Origin of the sequence: Pseudomonas sp. AG1028 (assembly GCF_007993955.1) — a bacterium.
Lineage (GTDB): Bacteria > Pseudomonadota > Gammaproteobacteria > Pseudomonadales > Pseudomonadaceae > Aquipseudomonas > Aquipseudomonas straminea.
In genome coordinates this window covers 389,118-413,431 of record NZ_VIVP01000004.1, presented here as the reverse complement: position 1 = coordinate 413,431, position 24,314 = coordinate 389,118, and the positions used below count along the sequence as shown (strand labels likewise).

Below are 24,314 nucleotides of genomic sequence, written 5' to 3'. Positions count from 1 at the left end.
GGTAGGAACCGGCTGCGCGCGGTTGCAGCTCGTCGAGCAGGTCGCAGATGGCGTGCACCACGTCGAGGTTCTTCTGCTCGTTGTGGCCGCCGATGGTGTAGGTCTCGCCGACCACGCCGTGGGTGACCACCTGCAACAGGGCGCGGGCATGGTCCTCGACGAACAGCCAGTCACGCACCTGCTGGCCGTTGCCGTAAACCGGCAGCGGCTTGCCATTCAGGGCGTTGAGAATCACCAGCGGGATCAGCTTTTCCGGGAAGTGATACGGGCCGTAGTTGTTCGAGCAGTTGGTCAGCAGCACAGGCAGGCCATAGGTGCGCTGCCAGGCGCGCACCAGATGGTCCGAGGCCGCCTTGCTGGCCGAGTAGGGCGAGCTGGGTGCGTAGGGCGTGGTTTCGCTGAACAGGTCGTCGACGCCGTGCAGGTCGCCGTACACCTCGTCGGTGGAAATATGATGGAAGCGAAACGCCTGGCGACGGGGCTCGTCCAGCTTGGCCCAGTAAGCACGGGTGGCTTCGAGCAGCGCGTAGGTACCGACGATATTGGTCTGGATGAACGCCGCCGGGCCGTCGATGGAGCGGTCGACGTGGGACTCGGCGGCCAAGTGCATGATGGCGTCGGGCTGGAAGCTCTCCAGCGCCTCGCTCACCACAGCCTGATCACCGATATCGGCCTGCAGAAAGCGATAGCGCGGGTCGTTCTCGACTTCGCGCAGCGATTCCAGGTTGCCGGCGTAGGTCAGCTTGTCGAGGTTGAGCACCTCATGGTCGGTGTTTTTGATCAGGTGGCGGATCAGCGCGGAGCCGATAAAGCCCGCGCCACCGGTGACGAGAATGCGCATATTCACTTCCCTTGAAAAAGCTTGGCATTATGCATCGGTTCAAGTCGGCTGGTAAGGCTTATGCTAGAGGCTGTTAAAGGGCTCTTTTGTCAGTCATTGGGAGTTAAGTAATAGAAAATATGAAAAAAATCTTGAAAAAACTGCTCACCAGGAAGCAAAGGCCGAAATCCAAGCTTCAGCGCGCTAATGATCGTCTCACCAGCCTCTACCCCGACTACGAAATCGGTATTGGCTCATATGGCTCTCCCGTAATCCATGATTGGAAAGAGGGCAGCACGTTAAAGATCGGTGCTTATACGTCCATCGCGAGTGGGGTAAATATCTATCTTGGGGGGCATCATCGGGTTGATTGGCTATCGTGCTATCCCTTTCCCGCGATGCTTGATAGCGCTGCCCATATTGCAGACTTTGGCGGGACCAACGGCGATGTAATCATTGGCAATGATTGCTGGATCTGTTCTGGAGCCATGATTCTCTCAGGCGTGACTATTGGAGATGGCGCGGTAGTGGCGGCTGGTGCCGTTGTTACTAAGAACGTCGAACCCTATTCTGTGGTTGGTGGAAACCCAGCACGGTTTATTAAATGGCGGTTTGATGATGAACAGCGCAATTTGTTAATCGCGTCCCAATGGTGGTCTTGGCCAGAAGGGGAAGTTGCCGAAATTGCTCCGTTACTATGTTCCTCAGATTTCAGCGTTTTTAAACGGTATTTGGAAGATCGTCGAAGTTAACTTGGCGAGATTTGATCCGAGGACGCTTATGGACCTAAATACGCATATTGATTGTGTCGGCCCCATTTGAGCGCGGCTCTAACGGATAAAGCGTAAAGAGCCGCGCTGAGCCTTACTTACCTTCTTTCTCTCTATTTCCCACCAAACTATCCACCGTTGGCACCCGTGTTTCGGGCTCCATCTGCGCATCATGTTCCAGTTGATGACTGAAGCGCTCCAGCGAGCCGCTTTCCGGCTGTGCGTCGCTGGCGAATACTGGTGGGCTGAGCAGGTAGGCGCCGAGCAGGCGGGAGAGGGCGGCGAGGCTGTCGATGTGAGTGCGTTCGTAGCCGTGGGTGGCGTCGCAGCCGAAGGCAATCAGCGCGGTGCGGATGTCGTGGCCGGCGGTGACGGCTGACTGGGCGTCGCTGTGGTAATAGCGGAACAGGTCGCGGCGCACCGGAATCTCGTTGTCGCTGGCCAGGCGCAACAGTTGGCGCGACAGATGATAGTCGTAGGGGCCGCCGGAGTCGTGCATGGCCACGCTTACCGTGTGTTCGGTGGAGCGCTGGCCGGCGGCGACCGGGGCGATGTCGATGCCGACGAATTCACTCACGTCCCAAGGCAGCGCTGCGGCGGCGCCGGAGCCGACTTCCTCGGTGATGGTGAATAGCGGGTGGCAGTCGATGGGCGGCTCCTGGCCGCTTTCCACTACGGCCTTGAGCGCTGCGAGTAGGGCAGCGACGCCAGCCTTGTCATCAAGGTGGCGGGCGCTGATATGGCCGCTTTCGGTGAACTCGGGCAGTGGGTCGAAGGCCACGAAGTCGCCTACGGAAATCCCCAGGCTTTCACAGTCGGCGCGGCTGGCTACCAGGGCGTCGAGGCGCAATTCGACGTGGTCCCAGGAAATCGGCATCTGGTCCACTTCGGTGTTGAAGGCGTGCCCGGAGGCCAGCAGGGGCAGCACGCTGCCGCGATAAACGCCGTGGTCACTGAATACGCTGACGCGGCTGCCTTCGGCGAAGCGGCTGGACCAGCAGCCAACAGCAGTCAGGCAGAGCCGGCCGTTGTCCTTGATCTCGCGCACCATGGCGCCGATGGTGTCCAGGTGTACGGAGACGGCACGGTCGGGGCTGTCGCGACGGCCTTTTAGGGTGCCGCGAATAGTGCCGCGGCGGGTCATTTCGAACGGGATGCCGATTTCGGTCAGCCGCTCTGCAACGTAGCGCACGATAGTGTCGGTGAAACCGGTTGGGCTGGGAATGGCGAGCATTTCCAGCAGGACTTTCTGCATGTATTCGAGATCGGGTTCTGGAATTTGCGACATGGGCTCTCCATCTGGGACGGGGCGGGCCGCCGGGCAACGTCTGTCTGCGGTGACTGGGTGACGCCTGTCGACGGACGGAAAATCAGGTCTGTGTTACATGCTGACCCGCTATGGCGCTGAGGGTTTCGTGCGGAAGTGAAGTGGCCTGCTAGCGGCTTGTATTGACCCGGCCATGTCCGGCGACATGGCTGTGCCAGGTTATCGCTTCAGTTCACTCGCCTACACCATGGCTCAGCGGGAACAGCAGATCGATAAAGCGCTCTGCGGTCGGTTGCGGCTCGTGGTTGGCCAGGCCCGCGCGCTCATTAGCTTCGATGAACACGTACTCGGGCTGATCCGCCGCCGGCACCAGCAGATCGAGGCCCACCACCGGAATGTCCAGCGCACGAGCGGCTTTGACGGCGGCATCGGCAAGGGTTGGGTGAAGGATGCCGGTGACGTCCTCAAGAATCCCGCCGGTATGCAGGTTGGCGGTTTTGCGCACGGCCATGCGTTTGCCCTGGGGCAATACCGTGTCGTAGTCACAGCCAGCGGCATGTAGGGTGCGCAGGGTTTCGGCATCCTTGGGAATACGGCTCTCACCGCCGGTGGCTGCCTGACGACGGCGGCTTTGCGCGTCGATCAGCTCGCCAATGGTATGGCGGCCATCACCGAGGATTTCCGCTGGGCGACGGATCGCGGCGGCAACCACTTCGAAACCGATGACCACGATGCGCAGGTCGAAGCCTTCGTGGTAGCTCTCCAGCAATACACGTTCATCGAAGGGGCGGGCACGTTCGATAGCGGCCTGCACATCGGCAGGCGTACGCAGGTCGACGGCAACACCCTGGCCTTGCTCACCGTCCACCGGCTTGACCACCAGGCTGCCGTGCTTGGCGAGAAACGCCGCGTTGTCCTCGGCACTGCCTGCCAGGCGCTGGGCGGGAAGGCTCAGGCCAGCACGGCTGAGAGTGCGATGGGTCAGGCGCTTGTCCTGACAGAGGGTCATGGTCACGGCGCTGGTCAGGTCGGTCAGCGACTCCCGGCAGCGGATGCGGCGGCCGCCCTGGCTCAGGGTGAACAGGCCAGCCTCGGCATCGTCAATCTGCGCATCGATGCCGCGTCGCCGGGCTTCGTCGACGATGATGCGTGCGTAGGGGTTGAGTTCGTCGTCTGGGCCTGGGCCGAGAAACAGCGTCTGGTTGATGCCGTTCTTGCGCTTGACGCTGAAGGTCTGCAGCTCACGAAAACCCAGTTTGGCGTACAGCTTCTTGGCCTGATCGTTATCGTGCAGCACCGACAGGTCGAGGTGGCTGAGGCCGCGGCTCATGAAGTGCTCGATCAGGTGACGCACCAACACCTCACCCACGCCAGGGCGGCTGCAGGCCGGGTCGACGGCCAGGCACCAGAGGCTGCTACCCAGCTCAGGGTCCTGGTATGCCTTCTGGTGATTGAGGCCCATTACGCTGCCGATCACCGCGCCGCTGTCTTCATCTTCCGCCAGCCAGTAGACCGGGCCGCCCTGGTGACGCGGGGTGAGTTTTTCTGGATCGAGCGGCAGCATGCCGCGGGTCTGGTAGAGGCAGTTGATTGCCTGCCAGTCGGCCTCGGTGTGCGCGCGACGTACACGAAAACCGCGAAAACCGCGGCGTGCTTGCCGGTAGTCGCTGAACCACAGGCGCAGCGTATCTGAGGGGTCAAGAAACAGTTGTTGCGGGGCGTGGGCGAGGACCTGCTGTGGCGCCGCGACGTAGAGCGCGATGTCACGTTCGCCGGGTTGCTCGCTGAGCAGCTCCTCGGCTAGTACTGCGGCGTCCGGAAAGGTGTGGCCGATCAGCAGTCGACCCCAGCCACAATGGACGATTTGCGGTTGGCTGATGCCGTCACCGTGCTCTTCGGCAAATCGCGCCTGCAGGCGCTCGTAGGAGGGGGATTGGCCCCGAAGAAGGCGTTGGTTGTGGGCAGTGGCTCGCATTGAAGAGTGTTCCTTTGCTTGCGCATGGCCGGCTTTGCCGGCTATCGATTGGCCTGTGTTTTTGTCCGCAGCGAGGCGGACGCGGCCATTCCAGTCGGGGAACGGGGAAGCCGCAGCTCCCCCGATTCGTCGTTACAGGCCCTGTTCGCTCAGCCACAGGTTCAAGGCCGCCATCTGCCACAGCTTGGAGCCGCGTAGCGGCGTCAGCTGGCCCTGCGGGTCGGTAAGCAGGCGGTCGAGCATCTGCGGGTTGAAGATACCGCGATCATGGGCCGGATCGACCAGCAGGTCGCGTACCCAGCCCAGCGTGGCGCCTTCCAGGTGCTTGAGGCCCGGTACCGGGAAGTAACCCTTCTTGCGGTCGATGACCTCGGACGGAATCACCTTGCGGGCCGCTTCCTTGAGCACGTACTTGCCGCCTTCCGGCAGTTTGAACTGGCCAGGGATGCGCGCCGACAATTCCGCCACTCGGTAGTCCAGAAACGGGGTGCGCGCCTCGAGGCCCCAAGCCATGGTCATGTTGTCGACGCGCTTGACCGGATCGTCGACCAGCATCACCGTGCTATCCAGGCGCAGTGCCTTGTCCACGGCGGCGGTCGCGCCTGGCTGGGCGAAATGCTGGCGGACGAATTCGCCGGATACGTCGTCGGTCAGCCAGGCAGGCTGTACGCAGGCGGCGTACTCGTCGTGCTCGCGGTCGAAGAAGGCCTTGCGATAGGCGCTGTAGGCGTCATCCGCACCGTCGACCAGCGGGTACCAGTGGTAACCGGCGAACAGCTCGTCGGCGCCCTGGCCGCTTTGCACCACCTTGCAGTGCTTGGCCACTTCCCGCGAGAGCAGGTAGAAGGCGATGCAGTCGTGGCTGACCATCGGCTCGCTCATGGCACGGAAGGCCGCCGGCAGCTGGTCGAGAATCTCGTTCTCGCCGATACGCAGTTGGTGATGCTGGGTTTCGAAGCGCTTGGCGATCAGGTCCGAATACTGGAATTCGTCGCCACGCTCGCCGCCGGCATCCTGGAAACCGATGGAGAAGGTCAGCAGGTTTTCGACACCCGCCTCGCGCAGTAAGCCGACCAGCATGCTGGAGTCGACGCCACCGGAAAGCAGCACGCCGACGTCCACGGCAGCACGCTGACGGATTTCGACCGCTTCGCGCATGCTGTCGAGGGTGGCGTCGCGCCAGTCTTCGAAGGTGAAGTTGGCTTCGTCGGCATTCGGGCCGAAGTTCAGCGTCCACCAGACCTTTTGCTCGACCTTGCCGTTGGTGTCGATACGCATCCAGGTAGCCGGCGGCAGTTTTTCAACGCCAGCGAGGATGGTACGTGGGGCTGGGACCACTGCGTGGAAGTTCAGGTAGTGGTTGAGCGCAATGGGATCGAGGGTCTTGCCGATGTCGCCGCCTTTGAGCAGCGCAGGCAGGCTGGAGGCGAAGCGCAGGCGATCCTTGGTCTTGGAAAGGTACAGAGGCTTCACGCCCAGACGATCGCGAGCGATGAACAACTGCTGGCTGTCGCGCTCCCAAACGGCGAAGGCGAACATGCCATTGAGCTTGGGCAGCAGGTCGGCGCCCCAGGCGTGGTAGCCCTTGAGCAGCACCTCGGTATCGCCACCGGAGAAGAAGCGGTAGCCGAGCCGTTCCAGCTCGCTGCGCAGTTCCGGGTAGTTGTAGATGGCGCCATTGAAGACCATCGACAGGCCAAGATCGTTATCGATCATCGGCTGGCCCGAGGCTTCGGCTAGATCCATGATCTTCAGCCGGCGGTGGCCAAAGGCGACAGGGCCGCGGCTGTGGAAGCCATGGGCATCCGGGCCGCGAGGGGCGAGGTGGTGAGTGATGCGTTCAACGGCAGCCAGATCGGCCGGTTGGTTATCGAATCGAAGTTCGCCTGCTATTCCGCACATAGTCTATAAAGCCCGCATGCTTCCTGGGCTCTGTTCCTCCTTAACGTCAGTCCGTACCAGTGGTGTACCGGTTCTGAGTTCCAGTGCGCTCCAGGGCGCGCCGGAGACAATCGAGCAGTGAAAAAGCTGCTGCGCACAGGGTGGCGGCACAGCAGGCTCGAGTTTTTTCGAGTCCCTGTGTGCGGGGAATGTTCAATAAAATGGCCGGTGGGCTGATAGTTCTGGCTGCGCAGCAAGGCCACTATTGCTTCGCGGGCATGGCCCGCTCCCACAGAAGGTGGCGGGCATGCCCCTCTTGGCTGTCATCACGCTCTTTAACTGGGGAAGCGGGCCATGCCCGCGATTCGCTAGGCCGGATGCTCACAGAAAGTGGGCGGTTTGCCAGCGTTGTGCTGAGGCATCAGCCCTTACGAATCAACTGGCGCAGCATAAACCGATTGGGATGGCAGCCTTCGGCGACGTCGCGGGGCAATGGTAGCGGCTCGTTTTCCAGCCAGGCGGCGATCAGTTCGCCGGATAGCGGGGCGGTGATCAGGCCGCGGGAGCCGTGTCCGCTGTTGATGTACAGGCCTTGCTGCCAGGGGCAGGGGATTGGCGGTACCTGGCGGGCGTCACGGGCCAGCACGGCGTAGGCGGTGGTGAACTGTTCGGCGTCGGCCAGCGGGCCGATGATCGGCAGATAATCCGGGCTGGTGCAGCGAAAGGCCGCGCGGCCCTGCAAAGTGACCGGGTCGAGGGTGTTGGCGTCGAGGCGTGCGGCCAGGTCGCTGGAGATTTCCCGCAGCAGATCCAGATTGCTGGCATGTTCGGCGCTGCTCGGCGTGAGGTCGTCACTGTCGAAGTTGAAGCTGGCGCCCAGGGTGTGTTCGCCTTGGCGCACCGGTGCGACATAGCCTTCGGCGCACACCACGGTACTCAGCCCGGCGCTGCGTGGTGAGGCCGGCAGCCGACTGATCTGCCCGCGGATGCGCTTGAGCGGCAGATACGCACTCTGCGCGAAGCGCAGGGTATCCGCCGCGCTGCAGATCACTACCACTGGCGCTTCAGCCAATATCTCCCGGCCGCTCAGCGCCTGCCATTGTCCGTCGATATGCTCGAGCGCCAGAGCCTCTTGGTGGCACTGCAGGCGGATTGCGGGATGGTCGAGCAATTGCGCGCACAGCGCCGGCGGATGCACCCAACCGGCATCGGGATAGAACAAGCCGCCGTTGGCCAGGCCGATGCCGGCCTGCAGCTCGGCCTGCTGACGGTCCAGCGAGCGCAGCAGGGTGGTCGGGAAGGCGGTGGCAAGCTTGGCCTGGCGCTGGGCTTCGCGCTCGTCGAAGGCCAGTTGCAGCACGCCGCAGTCGTCCCAATCCTGGCCCTTGTGCAGGCGTTCGAGCAGCCGACGGGTGTAGCCAAAGCCATCGACGATCAGCCGCGACAACGCCGTGCCATGGGCGGACAGCTTGAGGTACAAGACGCCCTGGGGGTTGCCCGAGGCTTCCTGGGCCGCGGCGCCATGGCGCTCCAGCACGGTAACCTGCCAACCGCGTTTGGCCAGGCTGGCAGCCGTGGCGCAACCGGCCAGGCCGGCGCCTATCACCAGGGCGTGTCGTTTCTGGTGATCTTGATTGGGGCGCGCAAACCAGGGCTTGGCCTGATTGGAGGCCTGGCCGGTGAAGGCGCCGCACATCACTTCCCATTTCTTGCCGAGCCCGGGCACGCGTTTCATGGAGAAGCCCGACTCGATCAGGCCGCGGCGCACGTAACCGGTGGCGGTAAAGGTGCCCAGGGTGGTGCCCGGCGCGCTCAGCCTGGCCAGTTGCGCAAATAGCTCGGGCGTCCACATCTCGGGGTTTTTCGAGGGTGCGAAGCCGTCGAGAAACCAGGCATCGATGCGTGCATCGAGCTGCGGCAGCATGGTCAGCGCATCGCCGATCATCAGGGTCAGCACGACGCGACCGCTATCGAACACCAGGCGCTGGAAGCCCGGGTTCAGGCAGCGATAGGCAGTCAGCAACTGCTGGCTGTAGCACTGCAGCGATGGCCACAGCGCCAGGGCGCGCTGCAGATCCGCTGCGCTCAGCGGATGCTTTTCCACGCTGACGAAGTGTAAGCGTGCACCGGCGGGTGCCTGCTCGTCGAACAGCTGCCAGGCGCAGAGAAAATTCATCCCGGTGCCAAAGCCGGTTTCGCCGATCACCAACTGCTCGTCTGGCTTTAGCGTGGCGAAGCGACGCGGCAGGTCGTTGTTGTCGAGAAAGACGTAGCGGGTTTCTTCCAGGCCGTTTTCCCGGGAAAAGTAGACGTCCGCGTACTGGCGCGAGGAGGGCAGGCCCTGGTCGTCCCAGTCGAGTTGTGCGTATTGATCGGCCATGGTCGGGTGCCTGTAGCGAGCAGGGCGGCGATTCTAGCAGGGCCGGGGAGCCACTGTGATGTGTCGGTTCGTTGCTGCGAGCGGCGTCGAGGCTTGCACTGAGCGGCGAAGCGCTCCTAGTCTGCACTCACCGTTCAGGGAGAGGTGCTTATGTTCGAGTCCGCCGAGATCGACCACGTCATCGATAAGGCCACGTTCGATGCCGAAGAGCAGGTGCTGCGCGAGGCGCTGCTCGAAGCCCAGTACGCTTTGCGCGAGCAAAGTCGCCATGCATTGATCATCCTGATCAATGGTATCGAGGGCGCCGGTAAGGGCGAGACGGTGAAGCTGCTCAACGAGTGGATGGACCCGCGCCTGATTCAGGTCAGCACCTTCGACCAGCAGACCGACGAAGAGCTGGCCCGGCCGGCGGCCTGGCGTTACTGGCGGCAGCTGCCGCCTAAGGGCCGCATCGGCATTTTTTTCGGCAACTGGTACAGCCAGATGCTGCAGGGCCGGGTGCACGGCGACCTCAAGAAGGACCAGCTCAATGGCGCCATCGAGGGCGCGCTGGGCTTGGAGCAGATGCTCTGCAACGAAGGCACGCTGATCTTCAAGTTCTGGTTCCATCTGTCCAAGAAACAGATGCTCAAGCGGCTGGAAACACTGAAGGACGATCCGCTGCACAGCTGGCGCCTGAGCCCGCTGGACTGGCAGCAATCGAAGACCTACGACAAGTTCGTTCGCGCCGGCGAAGACGTGTTGCGGCGCACCAGCCGTGATTACGCGCCCTGGTACATCGTCGCCGGTGCCGATGCCAATTACCGTAGCCTGACGGTCGGGCGCATCCTGCTCGAAGGTTTGCAGGCTGCACTGCGCAACAGCACCGAGCGGGCGCCGCTGCCGCACACCACGCCGCTCATGACGCGCACCGATGAGCGCAGTTTGCTCGACAGCCTGAATATGGGCGTGCATCTCGCCAAGGCTGACTACCGTGAGCAACTGGTGCAGGAGCAGGCGCGCCTGGCCCAACTGATGCGCGACAAGCGCATGCGCCGCCACGCGCTGGTCGCGGTGTTCGAGGGTAACGACGCGGCCGGCAAGGGCGGAGCCATTCGCCGGGTGGCAGCGGCGCTGGATCCGCGCCAGTACCGCATCGTGCCGGTCGCCGCGCCAACCGAGGAGGAGCGTGCGCAACCTTATCTGTGGCGTTTCTGGCGGCATATCCCCGCACGCGGCAAGTTCACGGTGTTCGATCGCTCCTGGTACGGCCGGGTGCTGGTGGAGCGGGTGGAGGGCTTCTGCGCGCCCGAGGACTGGCTGCGCGCCTATGGGGAGATCAATGACTTCGAGGAACAGCTGAGCAATGCTGGCGTGGTGCTGGTGAAGTTCTGGCTGGCCATCGACGAGAAAACCCAGCTGCAGCGTTTTCGCGAGCGCGAGAACAATCCGGTCAAACGCTTCAAGATCACCGAGGAAGATTGGCGCAACCGCGAGAAGTGGCAGCTGTACCGCGAAGCGGTTGGCGATATGGTCGACCGTACCAGCACCCGGCTGGCGCCCTGGACACTGGTCGAGGCCAACGACAAGCAGTTCGCCCGGGTCAAGGTGTTGCGTACGATCAACGATGCGCTGGAGGCGGCGTTCGAGAAGGCCAGGCATTGATCTCTAGAGGCGATGTTCGCAGCCGCAGCGCTTACCCGCTCAGGTCGTTCTCGCGGTTGCGGCTGTCGAGAATGGCCTGGGATTGCAGCATGCGCGCGATATAGCGCGGCACCTGGCGCTCGGCCTCGTCGCGAGAAAAGTAGGGGCCTTCCAGCGTGCCTTCGCGGGTGCTGAAAAAGAAGTGGCCATTGATGGTGCTGATCCGCTCGCTGCGAAAATAAGTGGTTTGGCGAGTGTCTTGTGCGCGCTGGATGCTTGCCATGGAAGGCGCCTCAGGTGTGCCGAGCTTCATGCAGTGTAGCTGCGCTTGGCAAGCTTGCCGGATGACCTCAGAACTGAGGTTTAACGGCGATCCGGCAAGGTTTTCTGCTTGAGGATGTACAGGCTGACCAGTACGGCACTGGTCAGCATGAACAGACGTGCCCAGATCAGCGGCACCAGCGCGCAGGAGATGCCGATGCTCAGCCACATCAGGCTGATGGCGTAGATCTTGGCCTTGCGCGGGATGCCTTCGCCGGCCAGGTAGTCGCGAATCCACGGCCCCAACCGCGGGTGCTCGACCAGCCACAGGTAGAAGCGCTTGGAGCTGCGCATGAAGCAAGCCGCAGCGAGCAGCAGGAACGGCGTGGTGGGCAGCAGTGGCAGGAAGATGCCGAGCACGCCCAGCGCCACGCTCAGCCAGCCGATGGTCAGCAGGCAATAGCGCAGCAGCGGGTTGCGTGTCTCGAAGGGTTCGCGCGCCATGACGATGGCGGCGCTGTTAGTGGTGGCGAGGCTTGAGCAGCGCCGGCTTCTCGTCGGGGGCGTTGCACAGCAGGAACAGGGCGGTCAGCAACTCGGGGATCTGATCGACCATGCTGTCGACCAGGTCGCGGTCGCGGGCGATTTCGGCGAATTCCGGCTGTTCGTCGAACAGGCCCGAACCGACCATGATCGGCAGCAGCAACTCGCTTACTTCGTCTTCGGCGTCGTCGAACCATACGCTTTCGCGCAGGAACACGCCTTCCATGAAGCCGATGCACCAGCCGCGCAGGTCCGAGTCGTCCGGCTCGTCGCCCAGGTCCAGGTCGCACGGCACTTCCGGCTCGTCATCGCTGGCCAGTTGGCGGGCGATATGGGCCTGCAGCTGGATCAAGGTGGCTTCGATCTCGTCGCGCTCCTCGTCACTGCGGTAGTGCGGCGGCTCGGAGAACAGGGCGTCGATCCACTCGCGTGGCTCGATCTTTTCTGGGCAGATGGACAGGGCCGTCAGGTAGCCATGGGCGGCGACATAGTCCAGAGCCTCTTCATGCAGATCATCGGCATCGAGAAAGGCTTGCAGGCGGGACAGTTGCTCGGCGAAGGACATCAGTGGCTACCTTGAGGAAGAAGTAAACGAGGCTGGATTCTAGCAGGCTGCCGAAAAACTATCTGCGTTGCGTTGCCGCCGCTCAAAACAGTCGGCGAGCGCCTGGCGCGAATTTTTCAGCGAGCCTGCAAGTGCAGACCGGCGCCGGCAGGCAGAGTTGCAGGTAAACACTGTCTGCAAGGCCGCACCTCGCGGCCCAGGTGCGTATAATGCGCCGCTTGATTCGGAGACCCTACATGCTCGAGCAGGCGCAACGCATCCTCAAAGACGTATTTGGCTATGACAGCTTCCGGGGTCGCCAGGGCGCGATCATCGAGCGCGTGGCCAGCGGCGGCGATGCGCTGGTGCTGATGCCCACCGGCGGTGGCAAGTCGCTGTGTTTCCAGGTTCCAGCGCTGCTGCGTGACGGCTTGGCGGTGGTGGTCTCGCCGCTGATCGCGCTGATGGACGATCAGGTGGCCACCTTGGAAGAGCTGGGCGTGGCGGCCGTGGCGCTGAACTCGACGCTCGAGGCCGAACAACAGCGCGACATCGCCGCACGCATCCGTCGCGGCGAGATCAAGATGCTCTATCTCGCACCGGAACGGCTGGTGCAGCCGCGCATGCTGGACTTTCTGCGCCAGCTGCAGATCGCCCTGTTCGCCATCGACGAAGCCCATTGTGTGTCGCAGTGGGGCCACGACTTCCGCCCTGAATACCTGCAGCTGGGTCAGCTGGCCGAACTATTCCCCGAGGTACCGCGCATCGCCCTGACTGCAACCGCCGACATGCGCACCCGCGAGGAAATCGTCAATCGCCTGCACCTGCAGAACGCCGAGCGCTTTCTGTCGAGCTTCGACCGCCCCAACATCTTCTACCGCATCGTGCCCAAGGAGCAGCCACGCAAACAGCTGCTGGCGTTCCTGGCAGCACGCAAGGGCGATGCCGGCATCGTCTATTGCCTGTCACGCAAGAAGGTCGAGGAAGTGGCGAGCTTCCTCACCGAACAGGGCTTCCCGGCGTTGCCGTATCACGCCGGCCTGCCGGCCGAGTTGCGGGCCTTCAACCAGAAGCGCTTTCTCAACGAGGAAGGCCTGATCATGGTGGCGACCATCGCCTTCGGCATGGGCATCGACAAGCCCAACGTGCGCTTCGTCGCGCATCTGGATCTGCCCAAGTCGCTGGAAGCCTACTACCAGGAAACCGGCCGCGCTGGCCGCGATGGGCTGCCGGCCGATGCCTGGATGGCCTACGGCCTGCAGGACATGATTTTCCTCAAGCAGATGCTCGCCAATTCCGAAGGCGACGAGCGCCACAAACGCGTGGAGCAGCACAAGCTCGACGCCATGCTGGCGCTGTGCGAGGAGACCCGCTGCCGGCGCCAGGTACTGCTGGCCTATTTCGATGAAGAACTGCCGCAACCCTGCGGGCATTGTGACAACTGTACCGACGGCGTACAGACCTGGGACGCCACCGAGCCGGCACGCCAGGCGTTGTCAGCGATCTATCGCAGCGGCCAGCGCTATGGTGTCGGCCATCTGGTGGATATTCTGCTCGGTCGCGATAACGAGAAGATGCGCAGTCTCGGTCATCAGCACCTGTCGGTGTTCGGGGTGGGCAGCGCGCTCAGCGAGGGCGAATGGCGCTCGTTGTTCCGTCAGTTGGTTGCCCGCGGCTTGGCCGATGTCGATCTGGAAGGCTTTGGCGGCTTGCGCCTGTCCGACAGCTGCCGCCCGCTGCTGCGCGGTGAAGTAAGTCTGCAGCTGCGCCGTGATCTCAAGCCACAGCAGAGCGCCAAGGCCTCTGGCAGCGCCGCGCGGCAACTGGTACGTGGCGACGAGCGCGAGCAGTGGGAAGCGCTGCGCGCCCTGCGCAAGCGTCTGGCAGAAGAACACGCGGTGCCGCCTTATGTGATCTTCCCCGACGCCACCCTGCTGGAGATGCTGCGTAGCAAGCCGACCACCCTGGACGAGATGGCCCGGGTCAGTGGTGTCGGTGCACGCAAGTTGGAGCGTTACGGCGAAGCCTTCCTGGAAGTGCTGGCCGGCGGCGATAGTCCAGCGCCGGTAGCCGACCTGCGTCATGAACTGGTCAGCCTGGCTCGTGCCGGCATGACACCGACCCAGATCGCCAGTCAGCTGAACTGCAGCCCGAAAAGCGCCTACGCGATGCTCGCCGAAGCCATCGCCGAGCAGCAGATCTCCCTGCAGCAGGCCCTCGATCTGCCCGAGGAGTTACTGGGCGAGATTCAGGACGCCTTTCTCGGTGGCGAGGGTGAGCTGCCGTCAGTCGCCGAGGTCAGTCCGCTGTTTGCCGGTCGGATAGAAGAGGGCGTTCTGCATTGCGTACGCGCCGCGTTGCAAGCCGAGTTCGAAGCCTGATAAAGCGGCGACGCAAGCTTGTCTCGTTGCGACTGAAATCTTGCTCTCCGTCAAAAGCTATGGTTAGCTCGCTAATAATTGGTTTTTGATAATTCCAAGAGTGACCTTCATGTCTCCAGCCGAACCCCATCGTTTCGCCATGCAGGTGGCGCAAATGTCCCGCGCCTGGCGCGCAGAACTCGACCGTCGACTCGCCGGCCTGGGCCTTTCCCAGGCACGCTGGCTGGTGTTGCTGCATATCGGCCGCTTCGCCGAGCTGCCGACCCAGCGTGAGCTGGCGCAGAGCGTCGGGGTAGAAGGGCCGACATTGGCCCGGCTGCTCGATAGCCTCGAAGCTCAGGGGCTGGTGGTACGCCATGCGGTACCCGAAGACCGCCGCGCCAAGAAGATCGCCCTGTGTCCGGCTGCCAAGCCTTTGATCGAGAAGATCGAAGCGATTTCCACGCAGCTGCGTGAGGAGCTGTTCGCCGGCATCGACCAGGAAGATCTGCGCCGCTGCCAACAGGTGCACGCGCGCATTCTGGGCAATCTGGAGCGGCGTTGATGCTGGACCTGTCTCTGCTGCAGAGACGTTATGGGCCGCGCTATCCCAATTACCTGCTGATCGTGTTGATGCTCGGCAGCATGGCGATGATCCTGGCCTCGACCAGTGTCAACGTCGCGCTGCCGGCGATCATGGCCGACTTTCGCATCGGCCGCCCGCTGGCCCAGTGGCTGTCCACCGGCTTTCTCGCTTCGATGACCTCCGGGCTGTTGCTCTCCGCATGGGCTCAGGCGCGCTTCGGCGCCAGGGCGACGGCGCAAGCCGGTCTTGCCATTTTCATCCTTACTTCGCTGCTTGCTCTGATCGCTAGCGCTGCCTGGCAGTTGATCACCCTGCGTATCATTCAGGGCCTGTGCGCCGGTATCGTCCAGCCGCTGGCCATGGTGCTCATCTTCCGGGTGTTCGCCGGCGGCGGTCGTGGTGCTGCGCTGGGTGCCTACGGGCTTGGGGTGATGATCGCGCCGACGCTTGGGCCGACCATCGGGGGTTATCTGGTCGATGGGTTTGGCTGGTATGCGGTGTTCTGGCTGCCGCTGCCTATGTGCGTGCTCGCTATGCTGGCCGGGCTTTTTCTAATGCCCAACGAGCGCGCGCGCCGCACGCCGTTTCTTGATCTTTGGGCCTTCTTGCTTTTGAACGTGGGTTTATTCGCGACCCTGGGTGCCCTCGCCGAAGCTCAGCGTTTCCCTTGGGGCGAGCCGCGGGTTTGGGGGGCAGGGCTGGTTGGTCTTTTGGCTGTCGCCGGTTTTCTGTGGCGTAGCCGCTTCAGCCACCAACCTTTGTTGCCGCTGGCGCTTTGGCGACACGCGGGTTTTCGCAAGGCAAGCTGGGTGGCGCTGGCCCTCGGTATGGGGTTATATGGCACTACCTACATCATCCCGCTGCATGTGCAGGCCGTCGAAGGCTACAGCGCGGGCTGGGCAGGATTGTTGCTCTTGCCCACCGGACTGGTCATGGGGATTGCGTCGTTCATGGGGGGGCGCCTGAGCGACCATCTGTCTAGCGCCGTGCTGCTGGTCGCCGGCTTGCTGGCGTTGGTGGTGTCGTCCATCGGCCTTGGCTGGCTGGATCCGGGGGCATCGTTTGTGGTGCTGTGTTTCTGGGCCTGCATCGGACGGATCGGTCTGGGCATCCTGCTGCCGGCGCTGACCACCGGCGCGCTGGATGCGCTTGACCGCGAGCAAGTGCCCCACGGCGCAGGTGCTATCACCTTTGTACGGCAGTTGGGCGGGGCTTTCGGTGTGAACCTGCTGACCTTCTTTTTGGAGTGGCGCCATCGCCAGGAAGGTGGCGATTTCGCTGGTGAGGTAGCGGCGTTTCAACAGAGTTTCTGGCTTATGGGCGCACTGTTTGCGGTGACGATATTGGCGGCCTGGAACCTGCGTCCGTCACAACGTTGACGTTATTTACATAACTAGCCGCTTTTCTGGCTTTATGCGTATGATGGCGAATTGCTGAACCCTATTGGGGGCGGCACGTCTGAAAGTCGCAAGTCGTTGAATTTTGGCCATACTCATTACTCGGTGAAGCAGGGAACGTTTGCCGAGGCAGCTATGCTACGCCGTACCTTGCAGAACCTTAGGCCCGGTTGGAGCCACTGCAACTGTTTTTCGAGCGGAGTTACCGGGAGCTTTTATGACTCGTGTTCGTCATCTATTGATCGGCCTGGCATCGAGCTCGGCGTTTTATTCGGGGCTGGCGCCTGCGCTGGGGCTGGGTGAGATCACCCTGCATTCGGCGCTCAACCAGCCTTTGAACGCCGAAATCGAGTTGCTGGCGGTAGGTGATGACATGACCGCGTCGGACATCAAGGTCGCGCTGGCGCCGGCCGATGCGTTCAACCAAGCGGGTGTGGATCGCGTCTATTTCCTCAATGACCTGCGTTTCAGCCCGTTGCTGCGCGGCGGCAAGAGCGTTGTGCGCGTGGTGTCCAATCAGCCAGTGCGCGAGCCTTATCTGAATTTCATCGTCGAGCTCAAGCGCCCCGGTGGGCAACTGCTTCGCGAATACACGGTATTGCTCGATCCGCCGTCTTCTTCGGCCTACACCAGCCAGGCTGCACAGGTGGGCGACCAGCAATTCACTTCTTACGCGCCGCCACGCCGCACGCCGATTGCCAGCCGGGGTGAGCGCTATCGGGTGGCCAGTGGCGAGAGCCTGTGGACGATAGCGTCCAAGCTGCGGGTCGATGGCGACAAGTCGTCGCTGCAAGATCTGATGCTCGACATTCATGCGCTGAACCCCGAAGCCTTCACCAATGGCGATATCCATCGCCTGCGTGCCGGTGCTTCGTTGTTACTGCCTGATCATGCGCGGATAGCCGAGGCCGCGCCGGTCAAGCCTGCCGACGCCGCGACACCGACGCAGCCCGCCGCACCGGCAGAGATAATTCCCGACACCGCGCCCCAGCAGCCTGCCGAACCACAGGTGGAAGTGCTGGCGCAGATTCGCCGTGTCGAGGAAGAGGTTGCCAACCGCACTGCCGAGAACCTTCAGCTGCAACAGGATCTGTTGACCGTCCAGAACCAGTTGAAGGACATGATGGTGCGCATGGAAACGCGCGATCAGCAGATCGCCCAGTTGCTCGAGCAACTGGCCCAGCGTCCGGTAGCCGCGCCCGCTGCACCTGCCGACGCAGCGCCTCAGGCGGTCACTCCAAGCACTGTCGCCCCAACTGCCAGCGCACAACCCGCTCAAGCGCCGGCCGCTGCCCCGCAGCCAGCCCAATCTGAAGGTTTCTGGAGTCTCTGGAATATCCTGTTGGCCGGTCTGCTCGGTGCGCTGGCGTTGCTGCTGGTGCTGTTCAAGCGCAAGCGCAAACCTGATCCTGAGGCCATCGCCGAGCCTGTGGTGGTTGTGCCGCCCGTGGTGCAGGCACCGCTTGCCGCGCCGGTCGAGCCGATCATCGCACCACGTGCTACCGAGGCCGACGTACCACCGCCGGTTCGTGCCCCAGTCACTCCGCGCACGGAGACCAGTGCTACTGATCCGCTGGACGCTGCCAATATCTACCTGGCTTACGGTCGTCTGGGTGAGGCGGTGTCCGTGCTGCGCCAGGCCTCTCAGGCCAACCCACAGCGTTTGGATATTGGCTTCCGGCTGCTCGAAGTGCTGGCGCAGCAGGGCAACACCCTGGCCTTCGCCGAAGAGGAAATGCGCCTACGCGAGTCCGGCTTCGACCCTGAGCGTATCGATGCCCTTAAAGCCAGCTATCCCGCGCTGTTCGCGCAGCCAGTCGATGAGCTGGAGTCTCTGGGCCCGCTGGAAGATCTGACCCTCGATTTGGACGACATGCCAGCAGAGCAAAAGCCCCAGGACGACGACTTTCAGCTCAACCTCGATGACCTGTCGCTGGATGCCGACTGGGATCTGGTGAACCCCTTCGAGAACGCCTCGCGCAAGAAGCGCCCCGGCCCTGAGGCCGATATGCCCGCTGCGCCCGAGAACACCTCGAGCGATATCTTCGGCCATGATGCGAGCAGTCCGTTTGCCGGCACCATGCTGGTCGAGGAACAGGACCCGCAGGAGGAGTGGCTGGAGCTGGACGAGCTGCCGGCAGACGCCTCCGAAGAGGCCGAGCGCTTTGTCACCAATCACGAGAACCTCACCAAGCTCAACTTGGCCATGGCCTATATCGAGCAGGATGATCTGGAGGCCGCGTGCGACATCCTCAATGAGGTGATCAATGAAGGTGACGAGGAAGAGAAACAGGAAGCCCGCGAGCTGCTCGCGCGCATCGCCTGAATTCTTGTTGTCTTCACCCGAGCGCGGCCTGGCCGCGCTTTTTCATGGGCGTTGGTAAACGTCCGCTGTACCGGAGTGAGCCCATGAGCACCAGCAAAGCCGAAGTGACGATTACCTATTGCACTCAGTGCCAATGGCTGCTGCGCGCGGCGTGGTTAGCGCAGGAGTTGCTGTCCACCTTCGCTGACGACCTGGCCAGGGTCAGCCTCGAACCCGCTACTGGCGGTACCTTTCGTATTCAGTGCAATGGTGTGGAGATCTGGGAGCGTAAGGCCGACGGCGGCTTTCCAGAAGCCAAGGTGCTCAAGCAGCGAGTACGCGACCAGATTGATCCGGCCCGCGACCTGGGCCATAACGACCGCCCCGCAGCGAGTTAAATCCGCAGAGCCTCGAAACCTGGAAGCGTAGGGCTTGCCGTGCAGCGTTTCGTCCGTGCTTCGTCATGGCGGGCTGTTCGCTGGCGCCCCAGGACGGCGTGCTCCCCGGTCTGGTCTGCAGCTCAGGCCAGGCGTGCGCCATTGGGCAGTGGCTTGTCGAAGCCTGCCAGCACCACTTTGCCGTCGCTGTCGTAGACGCCGGTGACCAGCACCTCTGAGCGTACACCGGCAATGCGCTTGGGAGCGAAATTGCATACGCACAGTACTTGGCGTCCGACCAGTTCGTCGGCACGATAATGGGCGGTGACCTGGGCACTGGAGGTGCGGATGCCCAGCTCGCCGAGATCGACCTGCAGCACATAGGCAGGTTTGGTCGCTTTCTCGTTAGGTTCTGCGCTGATGAGGGTTCCGACGCGCAGCTCAACGCGCTCGAAGTCTTGCCATTCGATGATCTGCATGATGCTCTCCTGTTTTGGCCGCACTGTAACGGCGGCGAACAGACAGAGCTGTTGCAAAACTGCTGTTATTTGTCGCGAGGCTCACGCGCGCGCAGTACTCGGGGTGTCTCGCCGAAATGTCTGGAGAGGGCGGCTGTAAAGGCGCTTTGTGAGGTGTAGCCGACCCGCGCAGCGATTTCGCCAACGCTGAGACGGCTGTTGTGCAGCAGTTGGCGGCCCAGGCGCAGGCGTTTGTCGCGCACGTAGGCCATGGGCGTGAGCCCGGTCTCGTCGAGAAAACGATGGTGGAAGCGTGCCGCGGAAAGCCCGGCGAGGCTCGCCAGGTCCGCCACCTGAATGGGGTGGGCAGCATGTCGCTCGATATAGGCGTTCAGTGCGCTCAGCGGCAGGGCCGGGCTGGGAAGGAGTGCCGCTGGTGCATTGAGACTGGCCAGTAGCAGGATGGCGCCCTGGCGGGCGATCAGCGGATCTTTGACCGCGCTTGCGGCCAGCCAGTTGACCAGGCCACTCTGGTTTACCGACAGCTCGACTTTGTTTGGCGCTTCCAGCAGGCGGCGGCTGGCATCGGCATGATCACCCAGATTGCGCTGCAGCCAGTCGCCGGCCGGGATATCGAGCACTAGGCACTCGCTACCTGTGCGGCTCTCGCAGGCGTGGCGTGCACCGGCGGGGACGACCGCCAGCGTTTGCCGGCTGACATGACTGCCGTGGCCCGCTACCTCGAACTGCAGGTGGCCGCTCAGGCCGAACACCAACTGGGCATGGTCATGCTCATGGCAGACGATGTCATGGTGGTAGTGGCGAACTGACAAGAGCGCTGACATGGCGGGTTCCTCGAACGGTCGCGTCAGTTTACGCCCTGGATCGCAGGTTGGGTGCAACGGCGCACTCATAGGCGAAGCGCGCCGTCGTCATCGAATTGCCACGGCGCGTTCACAATCGTTTCACTGCGTTCGCGCAAGCTCGGCAAAAATCTGCCGGAGACTGCCCGATGAGCATCGAACCCCTGGTAAGGCCGAGCCGCAAGCAACCTGTACGCACGCTATGGATCTCCGACGTGCATCTGGGGACCCGCGACAGCCAGGCCGAACACCTGGCGGCGTTTCTCAAGCGCTACCAGGCCGAGCGAGTCTATCTGGTGGGTGACATCATCGACGGCTGGAAGCTGCGCAGCGGCATCTACTGGCCCCAGGCGCACACCAACGTGATCCGCCGGCTGCTGACCATGAGCAAGCGTGGCACCGAGGTCATCTACGTCACCGGCAACCACGACGAATTCCTGCGCCGTTACTCCAAGTTGCTGCTGGGCAATATCCAGCTGGTCGACGAGGCTGAGCATGTGACGGCCGATGGCCGCAAGCTACTGGTGATCCATGGCGATCAGTTCGACGTGATTACCCGTTACCACCGCTGGCTGGCCTTTCTCGGCGACTCGGCCTACACCGTAACCCTGGTGCTCAACCGCTGGCTCAATCACTGGCGGCGCCGTTACGGCTATGGCTATTGGTCGCTGTCGGCCTACCTCAAGCACAAGGTGAAGACGGCGGTGAACTTCATCAGTGACTTCGAGGAGGCGATCACCCATGAGTGCGCGCGTCGAGGTTTCGACGGCGTGGTGTGCGGTCATATCCACCATGCCGAAATCCGCAAGCTGGGCGACGTCGAGTACCTCAACTGTGGTGACTGGGTGGAGTCCTGCACGGCGCTGATCGAACATCCGGACGGCCGTATCGAGCTCTATCGTCTGGCCGAGGAGCAGCAGCGTCTGGCGCAGCTGCAGGCCGCCAAGGTGGCGGTCATCGAGCCGGCAGCATGAGGCTGCTGATCGTCAGTGACGCCTGGACGCCCCAGGTCAACGGTGTGGTCACCAGCCTGCTGGCGCTGGTTGGGGAATTGTGCGACATGGGTCATCAGGTGGAAGTGTTGTCGCCGCAACGCTTTAGCTGCGTGCCATGCCCGAGCTATCCGGAAATTCCCCTGGCCTGGAACCTGTGGCGCGTCGGCCCGGCCATCGAGGCGTTCGCACCCGACTGTGTGCACCTGGCCACCGAAGGCCCGCTGGGCTGGGCCGCCAGGCGTTGGTTGCTGCGCCGCGGCCTGGCCTTTTCCAGTGCGGTGCATACGCGCTTTCCCGAATACCTGACAGCGCGCTGCCGCTGGATCGGGTTGGGCGTCGGCTATGCCTGCCTGCAGCGCTTTCATCGCCACAGCCAGGCAGTGCTGGTCAGCACCGAGCGCTTGCGTGCTGGCTTGGCAGAGCGCGGGCTGCGGCGGTTGATGCTCTGGCGCAAGGGCGTGGATACGCAGCTTTTCGCGCCCAGGCCCGAGCTGGCAGCGCCGGTGAGTGCGATCTTCCTCTATGTCGGACGCATCGCCGCAGAGAAGAATCTGCAGGCGTTTCTCGATCTGCAACTGCCGGGCGAGAAGTGGGTGGTCGGTGATGGTCCGCAGCGCGTGATGCTGGAGCAGGTGTATCCGGGCGTGAAATTCTTTGGCTATCAGCACGGCGAGGCACTAGCCGATTTCTACCGGCGCGCCAGCGCGCTGGTGTTTCCGTCGCTAACCGACACCTATGGCCTTGTGATGCTCGAGGCCCAGGCCTGCGGCACGCCGGTGGCAGCCTTTAACGTGCCAGGGCCGCTGGATGTGGTGGTGCCAGGCGTGACCGGCGTGCTGGCCGCCAACTTGCGTGACGCCTGCCTGGCGGCGTTGGAACTGGATCGCGCACGCTGCGCCGAGGAGGCGGGGCGCCAATCGTGGCGGGCATCGGCGGTAGAGTTTCTGGCCAGCCAACCGCTGCTCAGTGGCAGGCCTGCCAGTGGTGAGTTGAGTAAGGTCATCGCGCGCAACTGCTGAGCAGCCTGCCTTAAATGATCTTGTCGCGCAGCTTTTCGGCGGCCTGTTCCAGGGCCTCGATGACCCGGTCCTTGTCGAAGTTCTGGATGCCGTTGGTGTCCAGGTACATGGAGAAGCCAGGCAACTCGTGCTCCATGTAGCTGGAACTGGCGCCCAGGTCGCGGCGAAAATCCACGACCTGGTAGATCTGCACCGGGCGGCTGAAGCCCTTGACGCTTATCTGGCCCTTGTCGCGGCACATGATTACGTCCTTGATCAGCGAATAGGTCTCGTGGGAGATCAGGATCTCACCGGCTTCGGCGGCGCTTTCCAGGCGGCTGGCGAGGTTCACGTCGCGGCCGATGATGGTGTAGTCCATGCGCGTGTCGGCACCGAAGTTGCCCACCGTGCAGTAACCGGTGTTGAGGCCCATGCGGATTTCCAGGGGTTTGGTAATGCCCTGGGCACGCCAGTGCTGGCGCAGCACCTTCATATGCTTGCGCATGGCGATGGCCATCGACACCGCGGCCATGGCGTCCTTCTTGGCGCCCTGGCTGCTCGGGTCACCAAAGAACACCATCACGCTGTCACCGATGAACTTATCGATGGTGCCGCCGAACTTCATGCAGATCTTCGACATCTCGTTGAGATAGGTGTTGAGCAGGTCAGTCAGGGCCTCGGCTTCCAGCTCCTCGGACAGCTCGGTGAAACCGCGGATGTCGGAAAAAAATACGGTGAGTTTCTTGCGCTGGGTTTCCAGGCGCACGTGCTTCTTGCCGCTGAAGATCGACTCCCACACCTGGGGCGACAGGTATTTGGCGAGGTTGCGAGCCAGGCGTGCGGCCTTTTCCTGCTCGCCCTTGATCTGGTGTCGTACCTGAGCAAGGCGAATGCCCTGCTGGTGCACGAAATAGGCCGAGATGCAGATATAGAAGATGGTGAAAGCGATGCTCACCAGGGCCACCAGCGCCGGTGTTTGCGGGGCCACGTGGAGGTCGGTGAGCGAGGCAGTGAGCAGCGTACCGCTGAAGGCGACCAGCAGCGCCACACTCATGTCGCGCAAGCCACCGACTATCAGGGTACTGAAACTCAGGGTCAGCAGAAACATCAGGCTGGGTACCACCGAAAACCCGAGTAGTGCCGCAAATGCGCCACAGTGCAGGGCATCGACGAACAGCAGGCTCATCAGTGTGCGATGTCGGTGGTCGTCGCGAAAGCGTTTGCTCAGCCAGTGGGCCAGGTGGGGATAGAGCAGCGCATAGGGCACGAGCCACAGCAGGCCGTGGCTGAACACTTGCTCATAGGTGCCGGCTGCTACGCTCGCGGCCACGGCAAGATAGGCCAGCACCCGCGAATAATATTCGCGGGTGAGCAACGAGGGCAGGTTTGGTACGGCGGTAATACTGGTGCTCATGCGCTAACGGCGACCCCTGCTGAAAGTCCGACTGCATGACCGAGCGCCAGGCTGCAAGCGGCGTGCGGACGGGGCCAGCGGAAAGTGGGGATCATATACGCTGCAGGGCCGGTCGGCAAAGGCGCAATGCCATGACGGCGCTAATCCCGGTGTGGGCAATTGCATTTGACCGTTCGTTCAGAAACGAATGCGTCCGGTGAGCATGTCTTTGAGCATCACCCAGTCGCCCATCAGCGAATACAGCGGGTACTGGAAGGTGGCGGGGCGATTGCGTTCGAAGGCGAAGTGACCGACCCAGGCGAAGCCATAGCCGATCACCGGCAGGGCCAACAGCCACAGCCATTGCCCGCTGGTCAGCGCATAGCCAAGCACCACCAGCACCAGAAGGCTGCCGACATAATGCAGGCGCCTGCAGGTCGGGTTGCGGTGTTCTTCCAAGTAGTAAGGATAGAACTCGGCGAAGGAGCTAAAACGCTCGCGGGGCTGGCTGCTCATTG

The 24,314-nt window shown here is 62.7% G+C and carries 21 protein-coding genes; 9 read left to right on the top strand and 12 right to left on the bottom strand.

The window, feature by feature from the left end; genetic code table 11:
- Nucleotides 1–841: dTDP-glucose 4,6-dehydratase (rfbB, locus tag FB481_RS09005; protein ID WP_147176100.1), on the bottom strand; the 841-nt coding region annotated here is incomplete at its 3' end.
- 119 nt (nucleotides 842–960) lie between these two features.
- Here rfbB and FB481_RS09000 point away from each other — a divergent pair.
- Complete coding sequence (locus FB481_RS09000) at nucleotides 961–1,572, top strand: CatB-related O-acetyltransferase (RefSeq protein ID WP_147176098.1); 612 nt, start codon at nucleotides 961–963, stop codon at nucleotides 1,570–1,572.
- A 112-nt stretch (nucleotides 1,573–1,684) separates the two neighbouring features.
- Here FB481_RS09000 and FB481_RS08995 read toward each other — a convergent pair whose 3' ends face one another.
- From FB481_RS08995 to mnmC, 4 genes are all read right to left on the bottom strand, one after another.
- Entirely contained in the window at nucleotides 1,685–2,878 is a 1,194-nt protein-coding gene (locus tag FB481_RS08995; RefSeq protein WP_147176096.1) for an osmoprotectant NAGGN system M42 family peptidase, read from the bottom strand.
- Between the two features lie 211 nt (nucleotides 2,879–3,089).
- Nucleotides 3,090–4,832: an N-acetylglutaminylglutamine synthetase gene (gene ngg / locus FB481_RS08990; RefSeq protein ID WP_147176094.1), complete on the bottom strand. Its 1,743-nt coding sequence runs from the start codon at nucleotides 4,830–4,832 to the stop codon at nucleotides 3,090–3,092.
- Nucleotides 4,833–4,964: 132 nt separating this feature from the next.
- Complete coding sequence (locus FB481_RS08985; protein WP_093506795.1) at nucleotides 4,965–6,734, bottom strand: N-acetylglutaminylglutamine amidotransferase; 1,770 nt, start codon at nucleotides 6,732–6,734, stop codon at nucleotides 4,965–4,967.
- 400 nt (nucleotides 6,735–7,134) lie between these two features.
- Nucleotides 7,135–9,093 (bottom strand): bifunctional tRNA (5-methylaminomethyl-2-thiouridine)(34)-methyltransferase MnmD/FAD-dependent 5-carboxymethylaminomethyl-2-thiouridine(34) oxidoreductase MnmC, encoded by a 1,959-nt coding sequence (gene mnmC, locus FB481_RS08980; RefSeq protein ID WP_147176092.1) that lies wholly within the window; start codon nucleotides 9,091–9,093, stop codon nucleotides 7,135–7,137.
- 150 nt (nucleotides 9,094–9,243) lie between these two features.
- Here mnmC and pap point away from each other — a divergent pair, with 150 nt between their 5' ends.
- Nucleotides 9,244–10,737, top strand: coding sequence for a polyphosphate:AMP phosphotransferase (gene pap, locus FB481_RS08975; RefSeq protein ID WP_147176090.1), 1,494 nt, complete (start codon nucleotides 9,244–9,246; stop codon nucleotides 10,735–10,737).
- Between the two features lie 31 nt (nucleotides 10,738–10,768).
- Here pap and FB481_RS08970 read toward each other — a convergent pair whose 3' ends face one another.
- From FB481_RS08970 to FB481_RS08960, 3 genes are all read right to left on the bottom strand, one after another.
- Nucleotides 10,769–10,999 (bottom strand): DUF6316 family protein, encoded by a 231-nt coding sequence (locus FB481_RS08970; RefSeq protein ID WP_147176088.1) that lies wholly within the window; start codon nucleotides 10,997–10,999, stop codon nucleotides 10,769–10,771.
- Between the two features lie 80 nt (nucleotides 11,000–11,079).
- Nucleotides 11,080–11,481: a YbaN family protein gene (locus FB481_RS08965; protein ID WP_013791084.1), complete on the bottom strand. Its 402-nt coding sequence runs from the start codon at nucleotides 11,479–11,481 to the stop codon at nucleotides 11,080–11,082.
- Nucleotides 11,482–11,497: 16 nt separating this feature from the next.
- Nucleotides 11,498–12,085, bottom strand: coding sequence for a YecA family protein (locus FB481_RS08960; protein ID WP_013791085.1), 588 nt, complete (start codon nucleotides 12,083–12,085; stop codon nucleotides 11,498–11,500).
- 236 nt (nucleotides 12,086–12,321) lie between these two features.
- On the opposite strand from FB481_RS08960, the gene recQ reads away from it, so the two are divergent.
- From recQ to FB481_RS08935, 5 genes are all read left to right on the top strand, one after another.
- Complete coding sequence (gene recQ / locus FB481_RS08955) at nucleotides 12,322–14,445, top strand: DNA helicase RecQ (RefSeq protein ID WP_147176114.1); 2,124 nt, start codon at nucleotides 12,322–12,324, stop codon at nucleotides 14,443–14,445.
- Between the two features lie 109 nt (nucleotides 14,446–14,554).
- A complete protein-coding gene (locus FB481_RS08950) occupies nucleotides 14,555–14,989 on the top strand; it encodes a MarR family transcriptional regulator (protein WP_027910608.1) in 435 nt (144 codons plus the stop codon).
- Entirely contained in the window at nucleotides 14,989–16,389 is a 1,401-nt protein-coding gene (locus tag FB481_RS08945; protein ID WP_147176086.1) for a DHA2 family efflux MFS transporter permease subunit, read from the top strand. The genes FB481_RS08950 and FB481_RS08945 overlap by 1 nt, the downstream gene beginning before the upstream one ends.
- Nucleotides 16,390–16,624: 235 nt before the next feature.
- On the top strand, nucleotides 16,625–18,733 hold the full coding sequence (locus tag FB481_RS08940; RefSeq protein ID WP_256662719.1) for a FimV/HubP family polar landmark protein: 2,109 nt from the start codon (nucleotides 16,625–16,627) through the stop codon (nucleotides 18,731–18,733).
- A gap of 83 nt (nucleotides 18,734–18,816) precedes the next feature.
- A complete protein-coding gene (locus FB481_RS08935) occupies nucleotides 18,817–19,110 on the top strand; it encodes a SelT/SelW/SelH family protein (RefSeq protein WP_147176084.1) in 294 nt (97 codons plus the stop codon).
- A gap of 122 nt (nucleotides 19,111–19,232) precedes the next feature.
- Here the strand turns inward: FB481_RS08935 and FB481_RS08930 are convergent, their stop codons facing one another.
- Nucleotides 19,233–19,568 (bottom strand): tRNA-binding protein, encoded by a 336-nt coding sequence (locus tag FB481_RS08930; RefSeq protein WP_147176082.1) that lies wholly within the window; start codon nucleotides 19,566–19,568, stop codon nucleotides 19,233–19,235.
- A 65-nt stretch (nucleotides 19,569–19,633) separates the two neighbouring features.
- Entirely contained in the window at nucleotides 19,634–20,392 is a 759-nt protein-coding gene (locus tag FB481_RS08925; RefSeq protein ID WP_147176080.1) for an AraC family transcriptional regulator, read from the bottom strand.
- A 167-nt stretch (nucleotides 20,393–20,559) separates the two neighbouring features.
- Here FB481_RS08925 and FB481_RS08920 point away from each other — a divergent pair, with 167 nt between their 5' ends.
- A complete protein-coding gene (locus FB481_RS08920; RefSeq protein ID WP_093506814.1) occupies nucleotides 20,560–21,384 on the top strand; it encodes a UDP-2,3-diacylglucosamine diphosphatase in 825 nt (274 codons plus the stop codon).
- Nucleotides 21,381–22,424: a glycosyltransferase family 1 protein gene (locus FB481_RS08915; RefSeq protein WP_093506816.1), complete on the top strand. Its 1,044-nt coding sequence runs from the start codon at nucleotides 21,381–21,383 to the stop codon at nucleotides 22,422–22,424. The genes FB481_RS08920 and FB481_RS08915 overlap by 4 nt, the downstream gene beginning before the upstream one ends.
- 10 nt (nucleotides 22,425–22,434) lie before the next feature.
- On the opposite strand, the gene FB481_RS08910 is transcribed toward FB481_RS08915, so the two are convergent.
- A complete protein-coding gene (locus FB481_RS08910) occupies nucleotides 22,435–23,817 on the bottom strand; it encodes an adenylate/guanylate cyclase domain-containing protein (RefSeq protein ID WP_093506818.1) in 1,383 nt (460 codons plus the stop codon).
- Nucleotides 23,818–23,994: 177 nt separating this feature from the next.
- Nucleotides 23,995–24,312: an Mpo1-like protein gene (locus tag FB481_RS08905; protein ID WP_093506820.1), complete on the bottom strand. Its 318-nt coding sequence runs from the start codon at nucleotides 24,310–24,312 to the stop codon at nucleotides 23,995–23,997.
- Nucleotides 24,313–24,314 lie beyond the last annotated feature (2 nt).